General features: G+C 75.0%; 11 protein-coding genes and 1 pseudogene. 9 read left to right on the top strand and 3 right to left on the bottom strand.

Features of this window, described 5'->3' with window-relative positions:
* Positions 1-74 precede the first annotated feature (74 nt).
* Complete coding sequence (gene fxsT / locus K7B10_RS10650; RefSeq protein ID WP_229335874.1) at positions 75-3,761, bottom strand: FxSxx-COOH system tetratricopeptide repeat protein; 3,687 nt, start codon at positions 3,759-3,761, stop codon at positions 75-77.
* 163 nt (positions 3,762-3,924) lie between these two features.
* Positions 3,925-4,116, bottom strand: a complete 192-nt coding sequence (fxsA, locus tag K7B10_RS10645; protein ID WP_229335873.1) for an FxSxx-COOH cyclophane-containing RiPP peptide — start codon at positions 4,114-4,116, stop codon at positions 3,925-3,927.
* A gap of 240 nt (positions 4,117-4,356) precedes the next feature.
* Between fxsA and K7B10_RS10640 the strand changes: the two genes are divergently transcribed.
* From K7B10_RS10640 to K7B10_RS10620, 5 genes are all read left to right on the top strand, one after another.
* Positions 4,357-5,604, top strand: coding sequence for an FxsB family cyclophane-forming radical SAM/SPASM peptide maturase (locus tag K7B10_RS10640; protein ID WP_229335872.1), 1,248 nt, complete (start codon positions 4,357-4,359; stop codon positions 5,602-5,604).
* On the top strand, positions 5,601-6,983 hold the full coding sequence (locus tag K7B10_RS10635; RefSeq protein WP_229335871.1) for an aKG-HExxH-type peptide beta-hydroxylase: 1,383 nt from the start codon (positions 5,601-5,603) through the stop codon (positions 6,981-6,983). Before K7B10_RS10640 ends, K7B10_RS10635 begins: the two co-directional genes overlap by 4 nt.
* A 104-nt stretch (positions 6,984-7,087) precedes the next feature.
* On the top strand, positions 7,088-11,752 hold the full coding sequence (locus K7B10_RS10630; protein WP_229335870.1) for a HEAT repeat domain-containing protein: 4,665 nt from the start codon (positions 7,088-7,090) through the stop codon (positions 11,750-11,752).
* A 147-nt stretch (positions 11,753-11,899) separates the two neighbouring features.
* Positions 11,900-13,201, top strand: a complete 1,302-nt coding sequence (locus K7B10_RS10625) for a serine/threonine-protein kinase (RefSeq protein ID WP_229335869.1) — start codon at positions 11,900-11,902, stop codon at positions 13,199-13,201.
* Positions 13,147-13,614: a hypothetical protein gene (locus K7B10_RS10620; RefSeq protein ID WP_229335868.1), complete on the top strand. Its 468-nt coding sequence runs from the start codon at positions 13,147-13,149 to the stop codon at positions 13,612-13,614. The genes K7B10_RS10625 and K7B10_RS10620 overlap by 55 nt, the downstream gene beginning before the upstream one ends.
* Positions 13,615-13,672: 58 nt before the next feature.
* Here the strand turns inward: K7B10_RS10620 and K7B10_RS10615 are convergent.
* Positions 13,673-13,801 (bottom strand): annotated as a pseudogene (locus tag K7B10_RS10615) (CorA family divalent cation transporter); the annotation flags it as partial.
* Positions 13,802-14,161: 360 nt separating this feature from the next.
* On the opposite strand from K7B10_RS10615, the gene K7B10_RS10610 reads away from it, so the two are divergent.
* From K7B10_RS10610 to K7B10_RS10595, 4 genes are all read left to right on the top strand, one after another.
* Positions 14,162-14,824, top strand: a complete 663-nt coding sequence (locus K7B10_RS10610) for a hydrolase (RefSeq protein WP_229335867.1) — start codon at positions 14,162-14,164, stop codon at positions 14,822-14,824.
* Positions 14,825-14,829: 5 nt separating this feature from the next.
* The gene (locus K7B10_RS10605) at positions 14,830-15,336 is read left to right on the top strand and encodes a DoxX family protein (RefSeq protein ID WP_229335866.1); all 507 of its coding nucleotides are present in this window, start codon (positions 14,830-14,832) and stop codon (positions 15,334-15,336) included.
* Between the two features lie 93 nt (positions 15,337-15,429).
* Complete coding sequence (locus tag K7B10_RS10600; RefSeq protein ID WP_229335865.1) at positions 15,430-16,008, top strand: Dps family protein; 579 nt, start codon at positions 15,430-15,432, stop codon at positions 16,006-16,008.
* Complete coding sequence (locus K7B10_RS10595) at positions 16,008-17,432, top strand: dihydrolipoyl dehydrogenase family protein (RefSeq protein ID WP_229335864.1); 1,425 nt, start codon at positions 16,008-16,010, stop codon at positions 17,430-17,432. The genes K7B10_RS10600 and K7B10_RS10595 overlap by 1 nt, the downstream gene beginning before the upstream one ends.
* Positions 17,433-17,525: the final 93 nt, after the last annotated feature.

Below are 17,525 nucleotides of genomic sequence, written 5' to 3'. Positions count from 1 at the left end.
CGCCTTTCGGTGGATGACTGGGGGCCTCGCGGTCCTACTGGTTCCTACAGGTTGCTACAGGTCCCGTCGAAGTCCTACAGTCCCGGCAGCTCCAGATCGATGTCGAACCCCGACTGCGGGACCGGGCGCGGGGCGCCCGACGTGGTCAGACGGGCGTGGTGCGCCTTCACGCGCCGGCCGTCCGGGCGGTGGGCGACGCCCAGGTCACGGAGCCGGGTCAGGGCGCTGCCGGCGAGTTCGGCGGCCTCTTGCGCATGGCCCGCCGCGGCGAGGGTGGCGGCGAGGGAGTTCTCGGCGGCGGCGACCCACGGGTGCGCCTGACCGAGCTTGAAGGTGAGCCGGGTCAGGGCGTGACGGCCGGTCGCCTCCGCGGACGTCAGGTCGCCCGTCGCCCGCAGGTAGACGCCGTGGCGGACGTCGCTGAGCGCCGTGTACGGGTGGGTCACGCCGAACCGTTCCGCCAGCGAGGCGCCGCACAGCCGCGCCTGGAGCTCCGCCTCGTCCGCCTTGCCGAGGGCGTGCAGGTCGGCCGCGTAGCTGAACTGGCAGCGCAGGGTGTCGATCCGGTCCGCGCCGAAGCGGCTGACGTACAGCTTCAGGGCGCGCAGATCGCGCTCATGGGCCATCTCGTACCCGTAGCGGGGGTCCTTGGCGGCGGGGAAGCCGTCGGCGAGACGGCGCTCGCTGACGGCCAGGCCGACCTCCGTCCTCAGCCGCGCCCCGTCCCAGACGTCGCCGTGCCGGCGAAGCCGCTGCCGCAACAGGTCCCGGGCCTCGCCGTCACGCCCCATCGCCCGGTACAGGTAGGCGAGCAGGTCCGCCTCGGCCCAGGCGGCCGGGTCGCCCTTGCCCTTGACGGCCTGCTGGTAGCGGAAGCGCTCCTGGACCCGGCCGAGGGCGGCGGCGACGCGTCCCGTGAGCGCCTCGTTGAGGGCCAGGTTGTGCTCGACCTGGATGGTGGCGGGGTGCTGCCGCCCGAGCAGCAGGGTGAGGCCCTCCACGGAGGGTCTGAGCTCCGTCAAGGCGTCCTGGAACCTGCCGAGGGCCCGCAGGGTCGCGGCGTGCGAGTCGGCCGAGAGCAGGGTGCGGGGGTGCACGAGGCCGAGGAGCCTGCGGTGGCCGCGCAGGGCCTCCCGGGAGAGCACGCGGGACTGGTCGTAGGCACCGGAGAGACGGTGGGCGCGGGCGGTGAGGTTGAGCAGGCGAAGGTACTCGGGCGGGGGCTCGTCGCCCTCGACCCGCCACGCCTCGCGGGCCTTGTCGGCGATGTCGAGGAGGCGGGCGAGGTCGGTGCTCTCGGCGCGTGCGCCGAGCGCCTGCAGATGCCGCAGCAGTGAGCGGCGTACGCGGGGCCGGTCGTCCTCCCACAACCTGAGCGAGTACACCTCGCGCGCCCAGTCGGGGGGCAGGTCCTCGTCCTGCCGCACGTACTCGGCCAGTACGCCGCGCAGGACGGACTCGATGCGCTCCCGGGCCTGCGCCTGCATGCCGTCGCGGATCAGGTCGCGCAGCGCGTGGTGCTGCGTGAGGGGCTGGTCCCTGCGGTCGAACTCGACGTTGAGCAGGCCGACCTGGGCGAGCGCCCAGAGGGCCACGCTCACCATGTGCTCGTCGGGCAGCTGGACCTGGTCGGGGTGACGGACGCCGCCGTCGCCGTCGGGGGCCACCGGTCCGGAGGAGTCGTCGCGGGCCAGCTCGGACAGGATGCGGCGCGAGCGCAGCAGCTCCAGGCCCATGCCGCGCCCGGTGAGCAGGGAGGCGGCCTGGAGCAGCCAGTCCAGTGCGTCGGCGGCGGGACGTTCGGTGCGCCAGGCGGCGGCGCCCGGCGTGAACCGGGCGAACTGCCGGGCGACGTGCACCATGACGGCGAGGGAGGACACCGCTCCGGTCGCGCTCTCGCCGAGGAGTTCGGTCTTGCTGGCCCGGTACTGGGCGAGGAGGTCCGCGACGGCCGCGCGGGCGGCCGCTTCCGGCGTCATGTGGTCCTCGCGGCGGTGGGAGGCGGCGCGCTCGGCGAGGCAGCTGGCGGCCAGCTGCAGGGGGAGCGGGATGAAGTCGACGATGCTGGCGACCTGTTGGGCCTGGTCGGCGGTGAGCTCCGGCAGCCGTTCGCCCAGCAGGTCGCCGCTCTCCGCCTGGGTCATGGCCCGCATGGCACAGGACGTCAGGAACGGCGGGCGCGTGTCCCCGGGGGTCTCCCGCGCCGGACGGACGCGACTCGTGATCAGGACGTGGCCCCGCTCGTGCGGGATCGGGAGCAGCCCGTTCAGTTCGGCCGGGTCCGGCGCCCCGTCGTAGACGATCAGCCAGCTGGTCTCGGTGTCGGGGCGGGAGAGGTGGTTGAGGAGCGGGGAGACGTCTCCTTCGGCGGCCACGGCCGCGAGCCGGTCCTCGGCCGTGCCGAGGCGTCCCGCGAGCCGGACCAGGCTCCTGCGCAGGCGCTGCGGGTCCCAGGATCGCACCCACCACACCACGTCGTACCCGGGGCCGTGGCGATGGCACAGCTCGCGGGCGGTCTCGCTCTTGCCCCAGCCGCTGGGGCCGTGCAGCACCAGGGCCGCGCCGTCGCGGCCGGCCTCCCGCAGCTGCTCCTCGAGGGAGGTGAGCAGGTCGTCGCGGTCGGTGAAGCCGCCCCTGCGCGCGGCGACGTTGGTGATCTCGGGAAGCCGGGGGAAGCGGGCGCCGGCAGCGCCCTCGCGGGGCCGCCCGGGTCCCAGGCCGAGGCCGGAATAGAGGATCCGCAGCGCCTCGTCCTCGGTGGTGTCGCGCAGGTCGATGCGCTCGTGGTGCGCGGCCTCGGCGTTCGGGAAGGGCTCGTCGACCAGGACGATGCGCACGTCGGTGTGGGAGAGCGCGCCGATCTGGGCGAGGAGGGCGTCGTCGGCGTCGCCCGGAGACAGGAAGAGCAGGGCCGTGCCGGTCTCGGGACGCTCTCCCGTGTAGGTGTCGACCCTGCGCAGTTCGGTGCGGACGCCTCGTTCGCCGAGCCGGTCGCGCAGCCAGGCCGCCCAGGCGACGTGCCGCCCGGAGTGGACGACGGTGGCGTCGGTGAGCCGCGCTTCGCGGCGGGCGCGGAGCCAGTCGGCGAGCTGAGCGTAGGACGGGCGCAGGCCCATGACGCTGCCCGCGTCCTCCGTCTCGACGGCGAGGCTCCGGCTGTCCAGGTAGAGCGGGTTGTACGGGATCTCCAGGAACGGGTACTCGCCCGCGCCGCGGGCCTGGGCGAGCGCCGAGAACTTGCGGCGCACCCGCTCGCGCCCTTCCCGCAGCCGGTCGTGCACCCCGATGTCGCTCTTGAGCCCGAGGGTGAGCAACCGTACGGGCCGGTCCGCGCGGCGACCGACGAGCTCCTCGGCGAGGGCGGCTGCGCCGTCGATGGACCAGGCCGTGAGGGCGAAGCAGATCACGAGCGCGTCGGCGAACTCCACCAGCCTGCCGGGTGCCTCGTCGCCGGGAGCCGCCGGGACGGGCGCCTCGATCAGGACGTGGTCGTAGCGCGTCGCGACGGGGTCGTCGAAGAGGGCGGCGAGTTCGCGCGGGGCGGCCCGCCCCACCGCGGCGACCTGCCCGGCCTCCGGTTCGGGCACCGCGGCCCCGTCCCCCGGGGCACCGGGGCGGCCGTCCACGAGCAGCACGCTGCGGTTGCCCTCGGCGAGGATGTCCGCCGCGTTGCGCAGGGTGGTGCTCAGCCCGAGGTTCTCGGACGTGGTGTAGAAGACGGCGAACGAACCCGCGTGGCGCTGGGGGTTGGCGTCTGGCATGACCTCTCCACTCGGCGAGGTGACAGCGAATGACGATGGACATAACGGGCATGCAGGGGTGCAAGTATAGGGGCCTTCCCCCTTCGTTCCCCGCCGCGCGCCCGTGGCGTCCGCAGGACCCGCGGGCTCCGCCGCGCGCCCGGCCGCACCGGGCCGCGACCGGTCACAGGCTCTCCGAGAACCCGGTGACGAAGGGATCGCCCGCCGTGTCGTGCACCCGGCGCAGCAGAGCGCCCAGTACCGAATCGGGGAGGGCGGCGACTTCCTCGGGCGAGAGCCCGGCGATGTCCAGGACGACGGACTCCGCGTCGGGTCCCGCGGGGGCCGGGCCGGCGCCCTCGGCGTCATCGGTCACGATGTCCACTCCCGGAGATCGCTGCGGACCGGAGAACCGGTGTCCTTCCCAGGGTAGCGCCGCCCCTCGCCCCCACGGCAACCGCCGAACGCGCCGGAACTGCGCCAACTCCGCCCCCCGTGCCACCCGTTGGCTCGTTCGTGATGTTGACGGTCGGCGCACCCCAACCGAATACTGGACGAACGGAGTGCGCACGTACCGATGCGCGACCGATCGGCGCACGCTTTCGGGGGGGAGCGGATGAGTCGACCGTCACTGCGCCCGGGCCGGCCGCCCTGGCCGGGCGCCGCCGACGTGCTGGCCCGTGAGGCCGCCGGCTGGGTCCCGCACCCCCTCCACTCCTTCGTCCTCAAGGTCCACAGCCGCTGCGACCTCGCCTGTGACTACTGCTACATGTACCGCTCGCACGACCAGAGTTGGCGTACCCAGCCGCGCGCCATGGCACCGGCCACCGTCGCGCGTACGGCCGAGCGGATCGCCGAGCACCTGGCCGCGCACGGACTGACGGAGGCCGGCGTCGTCCTGCACGGCGGTGAACCCCTCCTCGCCGGGGACGAGGCGCTCGCCCGCACCGCCGGGGTGCTGCGCGCCACCATCGGCGCGGGCGTGCGGCTCCACCTGGCACTGCAGACCAACGGCGTCCGGCTGACCGAGGAACGGCTCGACCTCTGCGCGGAGTCGGGGATCCGGATCGGGGTGAGCACCGACGGCGGACGCGCAGCCCACGACCGGCACCGCCGGAGCGCCGACGGCCGCGGCAGTCACGCCCGGGTCCAGGCCGCCCTGGCCCTGCTCGGCAGCGACCGCTACCGGCCGCTGTTCGCCGCACTGCTGTGCACGATCGACCTGCGCAACGACCCCGTGCGGACGTACGAGGACCTGCTCGTCCACCGCCCGCCCGCCGTCGACTTCCTGCTGCCGCTGGGCAATTGGCACACCCCGCCGCCCGGCCTGGATCCCGCCGGACGCCGGACCCCGTACGCGGACTGGCTGTGGTCCGTCTTCGAGCGCTGGTACGACGCCCCCGTGCGCGAGACCGGCGTCCGCCTCCTGGACGACCTCATGGCGCTCCTGCTCGGCGCCGCCCCGCAGACGGAGGCCCTCGGGCTCGCCCCGGTGCGCTACGCGGTGGTGGAGACGGACGGCTCCCTCACCCAGGACGACACCCTGCGCACCGCCTACCAGGGAGCGGCGCGCACCGGGCTCGACGTGTGGCGCCACTCCCTGGACGAGCTGCTGCGCCATCCCGGGGTCGCGGCCCGCCAGTGGGGCGCCGACGGGCTGTGCGCCGCCTGCCGGGCCTGCCCGCTGCACACCGTGTGCGGCGCCGGCCACTACGCCAACCGCTATCGCCACGACACCGGCTTCGCCAACCCCAGCGTGTACTGCGCCGACCTGACGGCGCTGATCGGGCGGGTACGAGGGCGGCTGGCCGGGGACGTGCGGGGACTGACCTCCGCCCGTCCGGCGCCGGCGGAGGCGGTATGACCCCGTCGCCGCACCGTCTGCCCGGCGAACTGTTCGACGCGATCGCCGCCGGCGGCGGCGGAGCGCAGGCGGTGCGCGCGCTCGCCCGCGCCGAGCACAGCCGGCGCCTCGCCTGCCTGCACGCGATCCGCACCGCCACCCGGGAGGCCGGCGGCGCCGTCGCCCAGAGGGCGGAGAGCGCCTGGGAGTTGCTGGAGACGGTCCACCGGTCGGACCCCGGCGCCGCGACGGCCGTCCTGACGCACCCGGCGGCGGGCCCCGCGCTCGTCGGCCTGCTCGCCCACCTGGCGCGGCGGCCCGAGGGAGCCGACGCCCCGGTGCACCTGCTCACGGCGCTCGCCGCCGCGGCGGCGGTGCGCGCCCGGGTGCCCGCCCGCGCGCGATGGCCGCTGGCGGGTCCGGGCCCCTGGGTGCCACTGCCCTCGCTCGGCCGGGCCCACTTCCCCGGCGCCCGTCCCGGGGACCACGCCGAGCTGCGCGTGGGGGCCGAAGGACGGGCCACGCTCGCGATCCCGGACGCCCCGGTCCCGCAGCCCCCGGTGCCGGTGACCGGCGATCCGTACCGCGGCGGCGAACGCTGGCGGGGAGCACGGTTGCTGGCGGCCTTCGACACGGACGCCGCCCTCACCCTCGACACCCTCGACCCGCCGTCCTTCCCGGCGGCCGCGGGGCGCGCGGTCCACCCCGACGCCGACGAGGCGCACCGCTGGGCGGCGCGGGCGAAGGCCGCCTGCGCGCTGCTGCGCGCCGACCATCCGCAGGCCTACGCGGAACTGACCGCCGGGCCCTGGCTCCTGGTGCCCCTGCGCAACCCGGCCCGGGGCATCGTCAGCGGCAGCAGCGCCGAGACCTTCGGCTCCATGGCGCTGTCACTGCCGCCGAACGGCACCGTCCTCGCCGTGACGATGGCGCACGAGATGCAGCACAACAAGTTCGCGGCACTGCTGCACCTCTTCGACCTGTTCGAGGAGGGACCGCAGGGCTCCCAGGAGCGGTACTACGCGCCGTGGCGTCCCGACCCGCGCCCGCTGGTCGGCCTCTTCCACGGGGCGTACGCGCATCTGGCGGTCGCCCAGTTCTGGGGCAGGCGGGGGGAGACGGAACCGGATCCGGCACTGCGGGCCCTGGCGCACACCCGCTTCGCCCGCTGGCGCTCCGGGGCGCGGGAGGCGACCGCCGTGATCCTGGACTCCGGCCGACTCACCCCGCTCGGCCTGAGGTTCGCCGGCCGGATGATGGAGACCCTCGACGGCATGTGCCGCGTCCCCCTGCCGGCGTCGGCCGTACGACGCGCCGAGACGGCGGCGCGGGAACACCTGGCCGCCTGGCACGACGCGGCGGGAAGCGCACCTGCGCCCACGGCCGGCCGCGCCTCGTGAAGACGGCGTACGGGCTCGTGCGGGCACCGGCGCGTCCACGGGTGCGGGGCGCACCGGGCGGATCCCGCTGGTGGGGCGGAGGACGACCCCGTTAGCATCCGACGGTGATCACGACGGCGGACGAACCGTTCCGGGACGCGCTGCGGCGGGCCGACGTCGGCCGGCTGGCCGGCCATCTCGACGCGCGGCTCTGCCCGCCGGCCGTCTTCGGACTCCTCGTCCGGCACGACGATCCCCGCCTGCGACACCTGGGGCTGGTCCTCCTGCACGAGCGCGTCACCTCGGGCCGTCCGTGCGAAGACCAGGAGACGGCCGAGCTCGCGGGGCTGCTGCCGACCGTGGTGGAGGGACCGCCGGAGGCGGCGCTCGTCCTGGCGCGGCTCCACGAACGACTGGGCCCGTACCGCCGCGGGCTCCGCCGACCGCCGTGGCGCACGGCCGAGCTGCCGGTACGGGTGCGCATCGCCTGGCTGCGCGCCGAGCTCCTGAACGAGCCGACGGTGATCCGCGAGGAGCCCGCGGGCGAACTGCTGTACCAGGCCGTGCGGGAACTGACCGTCACCCGCGCGCACCGGCCCGACCGGCTCGTGAACGAGCTGGCGGACAGCGGTGATCCGGTGTTGCAGGCAGCGGCACTGCGGCTGGCCCGGCAGGGACTGCACGCCGGCCTGCTGGCCCCCGCGCGGGTTCGCGGGTACGCGGTCGGCCTGCTCGGCGCCGACGGCGCGGACGTCGTCGCCGCCGCGCTGGGTGAACTCGCCGAGCCGTGGGCCGCGTTGGACCCCCTGCCGCCGGGACTCCTCTCTCCCTTCCTCGCCGCCGACGCGGTGACCACAAGGCCCGGGGTGGCCGATGCAGCCATCGCGGCTGCCGCCCGTCACGGGCACCGCGGCCTGCTGCGCCAGGCCGTCGCCGATCCGGACCTGCCGCCGGCGCTTCGCCGGCGCGCGATGGAACTGCTCGGTGACCTGGCCGACCGCGCGGACATCGGCGCACTGACGGCCATCGCCGCACGGGACCCCCTGCTGTTCGGCGGGCCGGCGGTGGCCTGCCTGCGCGGGCTCCACCGGCGCGGGCACTTCCCCGGCGAACCACACGTCCCGGCCCTCATCGGCCTGGCGCTGGCCGATCACTCGATCCCGGCCCACGAGATCGCCACGATCCTGTTCACCTGCCGGCAGGCGATGTTCCGCGTACTGCTCGACGCGGACGCCGACGATCCGAGCTGGCCGCGGCGGCTCACGCTGCTGGTCGCCCTCGCCGGGCAGGGGACGGGGCTGCCGATCGGCGACGCGATCACGCGGGCGCTTCCCTCGGCCCCCGCGCCGGGGCCGTTCCTCGACGCGATCCGCGCACTGCGCCATGTGGCGGCGGAAGAGGCCGTGATCGCCCTCCTCCCGTCCGCGCCCGCGGCGGCCCTGGAGGCTCTGGAGGCCATCGGAGGGCACCGGACCGCGAAGACGCTGGAGGCGGGGCTCGGTCTCGCCGCGGCGGACGGCGCGGGCGTGATCGCTCCGCATCTGCGCGCGGTGCGCGGCCGCGCCCTCGAGGTGCTGTGGCATCTGACCGACGATCCGTCACGGCGACGTGCCCTCCTCGTCCGTCTCGATCCCGTCGATCTGCCGGCCCGCATCGCGACGGATCTCGGTGGCCCGGACGAGCGGGAACTGGCCCTCCTGAGTTCCCACCTGGACCCGGACGAACCGGCGGCGGCACTGTGCAGACTGGCCGCGCACGGCGGCGCCGGCACCCTGCCGGTCATCGCGGACCTGCTCCTTCGCGTCGTGGCCGAGCTGGCGCGGTCCCGGGAACCGGACGCAGCCTCCCCGCGAGGCGAGAGCGGCCGGCCGGCCGGGGAGCCCGTCGTACCCCAGGAGATCCTGGACGCCCTCCAGGGCCTGGGCCGCCGGCTCCACGAGCGGGGACGGATCAGGCCGTCCTGCCTGCTCGACGCGGCGACCGCCCGAGAAGCGGGGCACGCACTCGTCGCGACCCTGGCCCTGGACCTGCTGGACCGGCCCGGACGGTCGGGCGCCGAGCAGGCGATCCTGCTCGAACTCCTGCTCCGGGCCCCCTACGCGGGTACCCGCGCGCGGGCGCACCGCCTGCTGCGCCACCGCGACCGGCACGTGCGCAAGCACGTGATCGCGCTGCTCGCCCGCGACGTCACCGGGGACGACGCGCAGGCGCTGTCGGCGACGTTGATCGCGCTGACCGCAGCCCAGGACGTCCAGACCGTCCGGCAGGCGCTGCTCGCACTCGGCCAGGCGCGGGCCCGCTGGGCCTCCACCGCGATCGCCGTGTGTCTCGACCATCCGAACATGAACATCAGGAAGACAGCCGCCGAGGTGCTGGTCCGGGCGGGCACGCCCACGGTGGTACCTGCGCTGCTCCGCCGGCTCGGGAGCCACGACAACCCGGGCCTGCGCCGTTCGCTCGTCGAGGCGCTGCGCGCCGTCCTGGGCGACGCGTACCCGGCGACCGTCCTCGCCGCCGCCGAACACGGCGAGGACGGCCGGGCCCGCGAGCTGCTGCTGGCGGGCCTCGACCGCACCCTGGCGGCGCGCTCGGTCCTCGCACTGGACGACCAGGCATCGCGGGTCGCGCCGGCCCTGCTCGCCCTGGTGGCGGCCGGCCGGGTCGGCCTCGCCTCCGGGACGGTCGAGGAACTGGCGCCGGCCATGGCCCGGCACGGGATCACCCCGCCCGCCGCGCCGGGGCCTGCGCCGGACTCGGGAGAGGACCCGGACGTCAGGTCGCTGACGGTGCGGGGCTGGAACCCGTCGGTCGCGCTGCGCGTGGCCGAACGGCACGGGCGGACGCACCCCGCCCGTCTGCGGGCGCTGCGGCCCATGCTGGCGGACTGGCTCCGCCTGGCCGGCTCCGACCCCGCCGTACGAGGCCGCGTACTGCGCCTCATTCTGCGGCTCTGCCCCGCACCGTGGACGACCGAGGAGCTGACGGCGTTCGCCCGGTCCACCGGGGTCCTGCTCGACGGGCTCGACGGGCTCGACGGGCTCGACGGGCTCGACGAGGCATCGGCCGGAGAGCGGCACGACCTCGTCACGGTACTCGAAGCGGCCGCGCCGGCCGTCCCGGCGGCTCTGAAGCCGGCCGTCGCCGAGGCGGTGCGCGCGCTGCCCCCCGCCCCCGGGGGCGGGTCCGTACTGGCGCTGCTCCGCGGCCTCGGCGCGGTGCTGGTCCGCGCCGACCTCGAGCGGGCGCTCGCCTCGGCCCGGCTGGGCGCGGACCCCTGGCGGGCCGAGACCGCCGTACTGCGGGAGGCGTTCGGCGTCCCGCGGTCGCCTGCCGCGACCTCGCCGGCCGGGGTCGATGCCGGGGCCGACGCGTGGCGCGCCGCGCTGGAGGCGGCCGTGCGCGCGCCGAGCGCCCTGGAGCGGCTGCGCCGACTCCGAGGGACGCACGAGGGCGTCCCGGGCTCCCGGGAGCGCCTGAGCGCGCTGATCGACGTCCACGCCTCGGCCGGCCCCGAGGTCCGCCCGGCCCTCGTCGACTGGATGACGGACATCCAGCCGCTCGACGCACCACCTTGGACCATCGCCGAGACCACGTACGCGACGGCGCCGCGACCGCGGACGGTACGCGCCGACGACCTCGACCAGCCCCGTTCGGCCGCACTGCGGGAGCGCCTCCTGGCCATGTTGCGGGCACCCGCCCCCGATCGGCGCCGCACCGCGGCCCTGGCACTCCTGGAGTGGCCCGAGCCGGAGACCGCGCTTCCCGTGCTCCGAGCGTTTCTGCGCGGCAGCGTCGACATACCCGTCGACGTACCCGTCGGCACCGAACTGGCCCGCGCGCTGAACTCCATGGGCGAGACGGAACTCCGCGCGGACGGCGTCCTGCACGACAGGGCCGCCCTCGTGGCGAGCCGGCTCGACCCGTGGGACCTGGAACCGCTGGTCCCCCTGCTGCTCGACTGGTGGGAGCACGACCCGCCGTCCAGCGGCTCCGCGGCCGGGCGGGCGCTGCGGCACGTCCCCTCCGACGTACTGGCGGAGCACCTCGGCGCCCGGCTCGACGCCGGTGCCTGGGGGTTCCTCGACCTGCTCCGCGGGCGTCCCCTGCTGCGCACCCCCGCGCTGACGCAGACCTGTCGGCGGCTGCGTGCCGAAGGACGCGAAGACCTCGCGGACGGACTGATCCTCGTCGAGGGTCCGCTGCGCCGCCCGGACGCCGCACGGCAGGACGCCGCCGTGCTGGCGGCCCTCCGTGACGCCGCCCCGGCCGCGTCGACGGGGACGTCACGAACCCCGTCCCGGCGGCAACTGCTGGACCAGGCCCGTACCGGCGACCCGACCCGGATACGCCGGGCACTCGCGCGACTGGCCGAGGGACACGGCGGCCCCGACCCCGACCGGGACCCCGGCCTGCGGGACCTGATCGGTGAGCTGCTGCACCACCCCAGGCCCAAGGTCCGCCTCCACGCCCACCGGACGTCGCGGGCCATGCTGGACCGGCAGACCCATCTGCGCCACACGTCGATCTTGCTGGACGACCCGCAGCCGGACCTGGTGCGGACGGCGATCCGTACGCTCTCCCACGCGAGTTGGGCACCCGCGATCCCGGCCCTGACCCGGCTGCTGGAACACCCCCACCCCGCCGTCCGCAAGGCCGCGGCCGAGGGGCTCACCGTCATGGGAGCACCCTCGATCCCCGCCCTCCGACACGCGGCCGCCCACGCCCGCCCCGACAAACGCTCCCCGTACACCGACCTCCTCGCACGGATCACGACCGCCGACCCCGAGTAGCGCCCTCCCGGTCGCCGGTCGCCGGTCGCCTCTGGGCGGCGTACGAGGAACGAGGAAGCCACGCCCGCCTGCCCCTGACGATCATGCCTTTACGCTTGGGTCCCGTCAGGCCGTCGACGGACGGCCGGTGAGGAAACGGAGCGTGCGGTGCCGGTGTCATCAGGGCAAGCGAAGGACGGCTACCTGGTCGGCAAGGTACTCGGGGGGCGCTACCGGGTGACCGGGTTGGTCGGCCGCGGTGGCATGGGAGTGGTCGCGCGGGCGGTCGACGAGGCGCTGGGCCGCGAGGTCGCCGTCAAGCTGCTGCGGGCCTACACCGACGCGACCCCCGCCGAACTGGCCGACATGCGCAGCCGGATGCAGCGCGAGGCGCGGGCCGCCGCGCGCATCCGGCACGACGGCGTGGTCACGGTGTACGACGTGACCGAGGAGCAGGGGCTGCCGGTCATCGTGATGGAGCTCGTCGACGGTCCCTCGCTCGACGACGTGGTGACCGAGCGCGGCGCGCTGGACCCGTACGAGGCCGCCGCGATCGGCGCGAAGCTGATGGGCGCGCTCGACGCCGCGCACAGGGCCGGCATCCTGCATCGGGACGTGAAGCCGGGCAACGTGCTGCTGGAGCGGGGCGGCCGGGTCGTGCTGACCGACTTCGGCATCGCCACCCTGCACGCTCCCGGCGACGAGGAGATGGCGAAGCTGACCCGCAGCGGCCAGCTCGTCGGCTCGCTCGACTACCTGCCGCCGGAGCGCGCGCAGGGCAGGGAGCCCGGCCCGGCCTCGGACATCTGGTCGCTCGGGATGACCCTGTACGCGGCGGTGGAGGGTGTCTCGCCGTTCCGCCGCACCTCCGTGTGGTCCACGCTGGCCGCGATCGTCGCCGAACCGCTGCCCGCGCCCCGGCGGGCGGGACCGCTCGGTCCCGTACTGCTGGCCCTGATGGCGAAGGAGCCGGAGAACCGGCCCACCGCCGACCAGGCCCGCGCGATGCTGGAAGCGGTGGCGACCGGCACCGCCCCGCCCGCCCCGCAGACTCCCGCGGCACCACGTGCCGCGCAGACCCCCGCCGGACCCCCGCCGCCCCGCCCGCCACTCAGGCCCGAGCCCCGCAGGCTCCCGCCGCACCGCCCGCCCCGCAGGCTCCTCCCGCGGCGGCGGCGGCCGGCGCCGTCCCGCCGGCTCGGATCGGGCCGACGCCGACCGCGCCGTCCGTGCTCGCGCCGTCCGTGCTCGCGCCCGCCCCGGCTCCCGGCTTCGGACCACCGCCTGCGTTCGCCGGTGAATCGTTCCTGCAACCCCAGGTACCGGGGCCGGCCCACCCGCCGGCTCAGCCGCTCACGACCGCGCGGGCCGGTTCGGCCACCGTGGACCGGGCCAGGCGCCGCGGTCGCGTCGCGATGGCCGTCGCGGTCGTCGTACTCGCCGCCGGCGGTGGTGTCACCTACGCCATGACCTCGGGCGGCGGCGACCGGGTGCGGGCCGTGGCCCCGACGCCGGTGACCGGCGGCGGCCCTCCGGCGGACGACGGCCGGCCGGGCGCGGCGTCACCATCCACCACGGCGTCCCCGCCCGCCCCGGCCCGGCCGACCCCCGTACCGACGGGCTGCGCCGGCTGGACCCACAGCGACCCGAATCCGGGCACCTACGGCTACATCTCCGGCGACCACCACCTGCTGACCGCGCCGTACCAACCGTGCCCCGCCGGCGCCCTGGTCAAGGACGGCACGAAGCTCTGGTACCAGTGCTACGTAGTCAACTCGTACGGAAACCAGTGGACGTACGTGCGCGTGGACGGAACGAACACGACCGGGTGGCTGTACAACCGCGACCTCACCCGCCAAAAGGGCTCGTCCCCACCTTGCTAACCCCCGCCCCCGCCGCGGGCCTGCCGCCGACGACCGCACAGCACAACAGACGCTGCTGCTAGAGCCAGTCGCGCTTCTTGAAGATCACGTAGAGGCTCGTGCAGACCACCGCCATCAGCAGGATCGCGAACGGGTAGCCCGCCGCCCAGTGCAGCTCCTGCATCGTCTCGAAGTTCATGCCGTAGATGCCGTTTTGCGTGGTCGATTCTCCCCAGCCGCTCCCCACCGGACCTCTATTCTCCCCGGATTCTCCCCAGCCACAGCCCGTTCCTGGCGGTGTTTCCGCTAGTGAGGCGGTCCTTCGTTGGGTTGGGGTGTGGTTACGTACCGTCCCTGAGGAGTCTCGGGGCGAGTGTGCTGGGCGTCGCAGCCTCGCGCGTTCGCGCCCGCGACACTGCGCGGCTCTGGTCCTTGACCGGTTGTGCGCTGTCGTGCCAACCCCTGGGCGCAGGAGGTCAACCCGGTCGGTCGGGTCGCTCGTAGCTTGCAGAAGTGCCGAGCCGCGGACGCGGCGGGCACGTCACCGATTGCTTCGAGAGGACTCCTCGTGTTCGACATCAACAAGGTGCAGGCCGCCCCGAGCAAGGATCTGCTCACGCCCGACAACTCGGTCATGCTCTTCGTGGACCACCAGCCGCAGATGTTCTTCGGCACCGGGAGCGGCGATCGCGCCGCGATCATCAACAGCACCGTGGGTCTCGCCAAGGCGGCTCAGGCGTTCGATGTGCCGGCCGTCCTGACCACGGTCGCCGCCGAATCGTTCTCCGGGCCCCTGCTGCCCCAGCTCGCCGAGGTGTTCCCCAAGCACGAGGCCATCGACCGCACGACCATGAACGCCTGGGAGGACGAGGCGCTCGTGGCGGCGGTCAAGGCGACCGGGCGCAAGAAGATCATCCTGTCCGGGCTGTGGACCGAGGTCTGCCTGGTGCTGCCCGCGCTGTCCGCGCTTGAGCAGGGATACGAGGTGTACGTGGTCTCCGACGCCTCCGGCGGCGTCAGCCCGGCCGCCCACGAGCACGCGCTCCAGCGGATGATCGCCGCCGGAGCGGTGCCGGTGACCTGGGTACAGGTGCTCCTGGAACTCCAGCGCGACTGGGCGCGCCAGGAGTCGTACGGCGCGGTCATGGAGATCGTCAAGGCCCACGCGGGTGCGTACGGCCTGGGCGTCGTGTACGCGCAGAGCGTCATCGGCGCGCACGCGGCCGGCTGACCCCTGTGGACACCGGCATTCTGATCCTGCGTCTGCTGGTGGGACTGCTCGTCGCCGGCCACGGTGTGCAGAAGATCAGCTCGCACCTGGGCGGCAAGGGACTTGAGGGCGGTACCGAGGAGTTCCGCGCCGACGGCTTCCGCGGCGGTGCCCTCACCGCCCTGGCGGCGGGCGGCGGCCAGATCGGGTCGGGTCTGCTGCTCGCGGCCGGCCTCCTGACCCCGCTCGCCGCGACCGGGGTCATCGGGGTCATGACGGTCGCCCTCACCGTGAAATGGCGCCACGGCCTCTGGGTGCAGAACGACGGATACGAGTACCCGCTCGTCCTCATCGGCACCGCCGCCGCCCTCGCCGCCACCGGACCCGGTGACTGGTCCCTCGACGCGGCCCTCGGCCTCACGCCGTACCCGATGTGGTGGGCGGCCCTCGCGCTCGTGGCCGGTCTCGGCAGCGGACTCCTCACCCGGCTCGTCCTGCACCGGACCGCCGCCCCGGCGATCGCCGAGCGCTGAGCGCGAGCCGCACAGACCGGGCCCGGCCGCCCGCGTACCCCCCGACCGGGCGGCCGGGCCCTTCCCACCTTCTCTCCCGAACAGGAGCACTCGATGGACACCCTCACGACCCCGCACGGCGGCGGCCAGCCGCTGCTGCACCAGAAGGGCGCCGAGACCCAGGCGTTCGGCACGCTCAAGCAGTTGCCGATCGGCCTCGGCCACGACACCCGCATGTACGCCTGCCAGCGGCTGAACCGCGTCCTCGCCGACACACAGATCCTCTACTCCCTCTACAAGAAGCACCACTGGCTCATGCGCGGGGCGACCTTCTACTCGCTCCACCTGATGCTGGACAAGCACGCGGAGGCCCAACTGGCCATCGTTGACGCGCTGGCCGAACGGGTCCAGAGCCTCGGCGGCGTCGCCGTCGGAGACCCGCGCCACGTGGCGGAACTGACCGCGATACCCCGGCCGCCGGACGGTGTGGAGCCGGTGCCCGTCATGCTGTCGCGGCTCCTCGACGCGCACGAGCGGATCCTGATCGACGCGCGGGACGCCGCCGCCCGGCTCTCCGGGGAGGGCGACGAGGGCAGCGCCGACCTGCTCGTCTCCGATGTCGTCCGCACCGGCGAGGCGCAGGTGTGGTTCCTGGCCGAGCACCTCGTGGACACCCCTCTGGTGCACGGCTGATGGACACGTACGACATCGTCGTGGTCGGCGGCGGTCCGGCCGGCGAGGTCGTCGCCGACCGGACCGTCCGGTCGGGGCTGACCGCCGTCGTCGTCGAGGCCGAGGCGGTCGGCGGCGAGTGCTCCTACCGTGCCTGCGTGCCGAGCAAGGCCCTGCTGCGACCCGGCGCCGCCCGAGCGGCGGCCCGGTCGGTCGACGGGGCCCGGCAGGCGGTCACGGCGGCACTCGACCCGGCGCGCGTCCTGGCCCGGCGTGACCGTTTCACCGGGCGCGGTGACGACACCGGCCAGGCCGACTGGCTCGACGGTGCGGGCATCGCGCTCGTACGGGGGCACGGACGGCTCGCCGGTGAGCGCCGGGTGGAGGTGACCGGAGCCGACGGCACGGTCCGTACCCTGCGGGCCCGGCGCGCGGTCGTGGTCTGCACCGGCACGGAGCCCGCCCTTCCGCCAGTGGAGGGGCTCGACCGGATCGGTGTGTGGACCAGCCGGCAGGCCACCACGGCCGACGCGGTGCCCGAGCGGCTCGTCGTCATCGGCGGGGGAGTGCTGGCCTGCGAGATGGCCACCGCGTGGCGCTCGCTCGGTTCCTCCGTCACCCTGCTGGTCCGCGACCAGGCCCTGCTGACCGGCTGGGAGCCGTGCGCCGGCGAAGAGGTCACCCGGGGGCTGAGCGATCTGGGCGTCACGATCCGCTTCGGGGTGTCGGCCGTCCGGGTCGCCCGTGACGCCGACACCCGCACGGTGACCGTGAACACGGACGACGGCACCGCCCTCGTCTGCGACGAGGTCCTCGCCGCCGTCGGTCGGCGCCCGCGCACCACAGACCTCGGCCTGGACTCCGTCGGACTGCCGGCGGGCGACTGGCTCCCGGTCGACGACACCTGTCGGGTTGCCGCGGTCGAGGGCGCATGGCTCTACGCCGTCGGCGATGTGAATCACCGTGCGCCGCTGACCCACATGGCCAAGTACCAGGCCCGCGCCTGCGCGGCGGCGATCGCCGAGCGATCCGCGGGGCGCCCGGCCGTCACCGGAGGCCGGCAGCCGTGGAGCGCGGAAGCCGACCACGTCGCCGTCCCGCAGGCCGTCTTCACCCGTCCGGAGGTCGCGAGCGTCGGTCTCACGGAACGCGCGGCACGCGAAGCGGGTCTCGCGGTACGCACGGTGGAGTACCGCATCGACGACGTCGCCGGCGCCGCGCTCCACGCGGACGACTACCGCGGCCTCGCCAAGCTCGTCGTCGACGAGACCCGAGGAGTCGTCGTCGGCTGCACGCTCACCGGCCCGATGGCGACCGAACTCATCCACACGGCAACGGTCGCCATCGTGGGAGAAGTCCCGCTCGAACGCCTGTGGCACGCCGTCCCCGCCTTCCCGACGGTCAGCGAGATCTGGCTGCGGCTCCTGGAGGCGTACGGCCTCTGAGGCGAGGCCCCGCCCGACCGCCGCACCCGCTCGGCCCGATCGGCGCACCCTCCCGCCCAATCGGTGCACCCCCGCCCGCCCGAGCGCACCCGA

Origin of the sequence: Streptomyces flavotricini (assembly GCF_020639365.1) — a bacterium.
Classification (GTDB): domain Bacteria; phylum Actinomycetota; class Actinomycetes; order Streptomycetales; family Streptomycetaceae; genus Streptomyces; species Streptomyces flavotricini.
The sequence above is the reverse complement of the archived record's forward strand: the minus strand, read 5'-3'. Positions and strand labels throughout refer to the sequence as shown.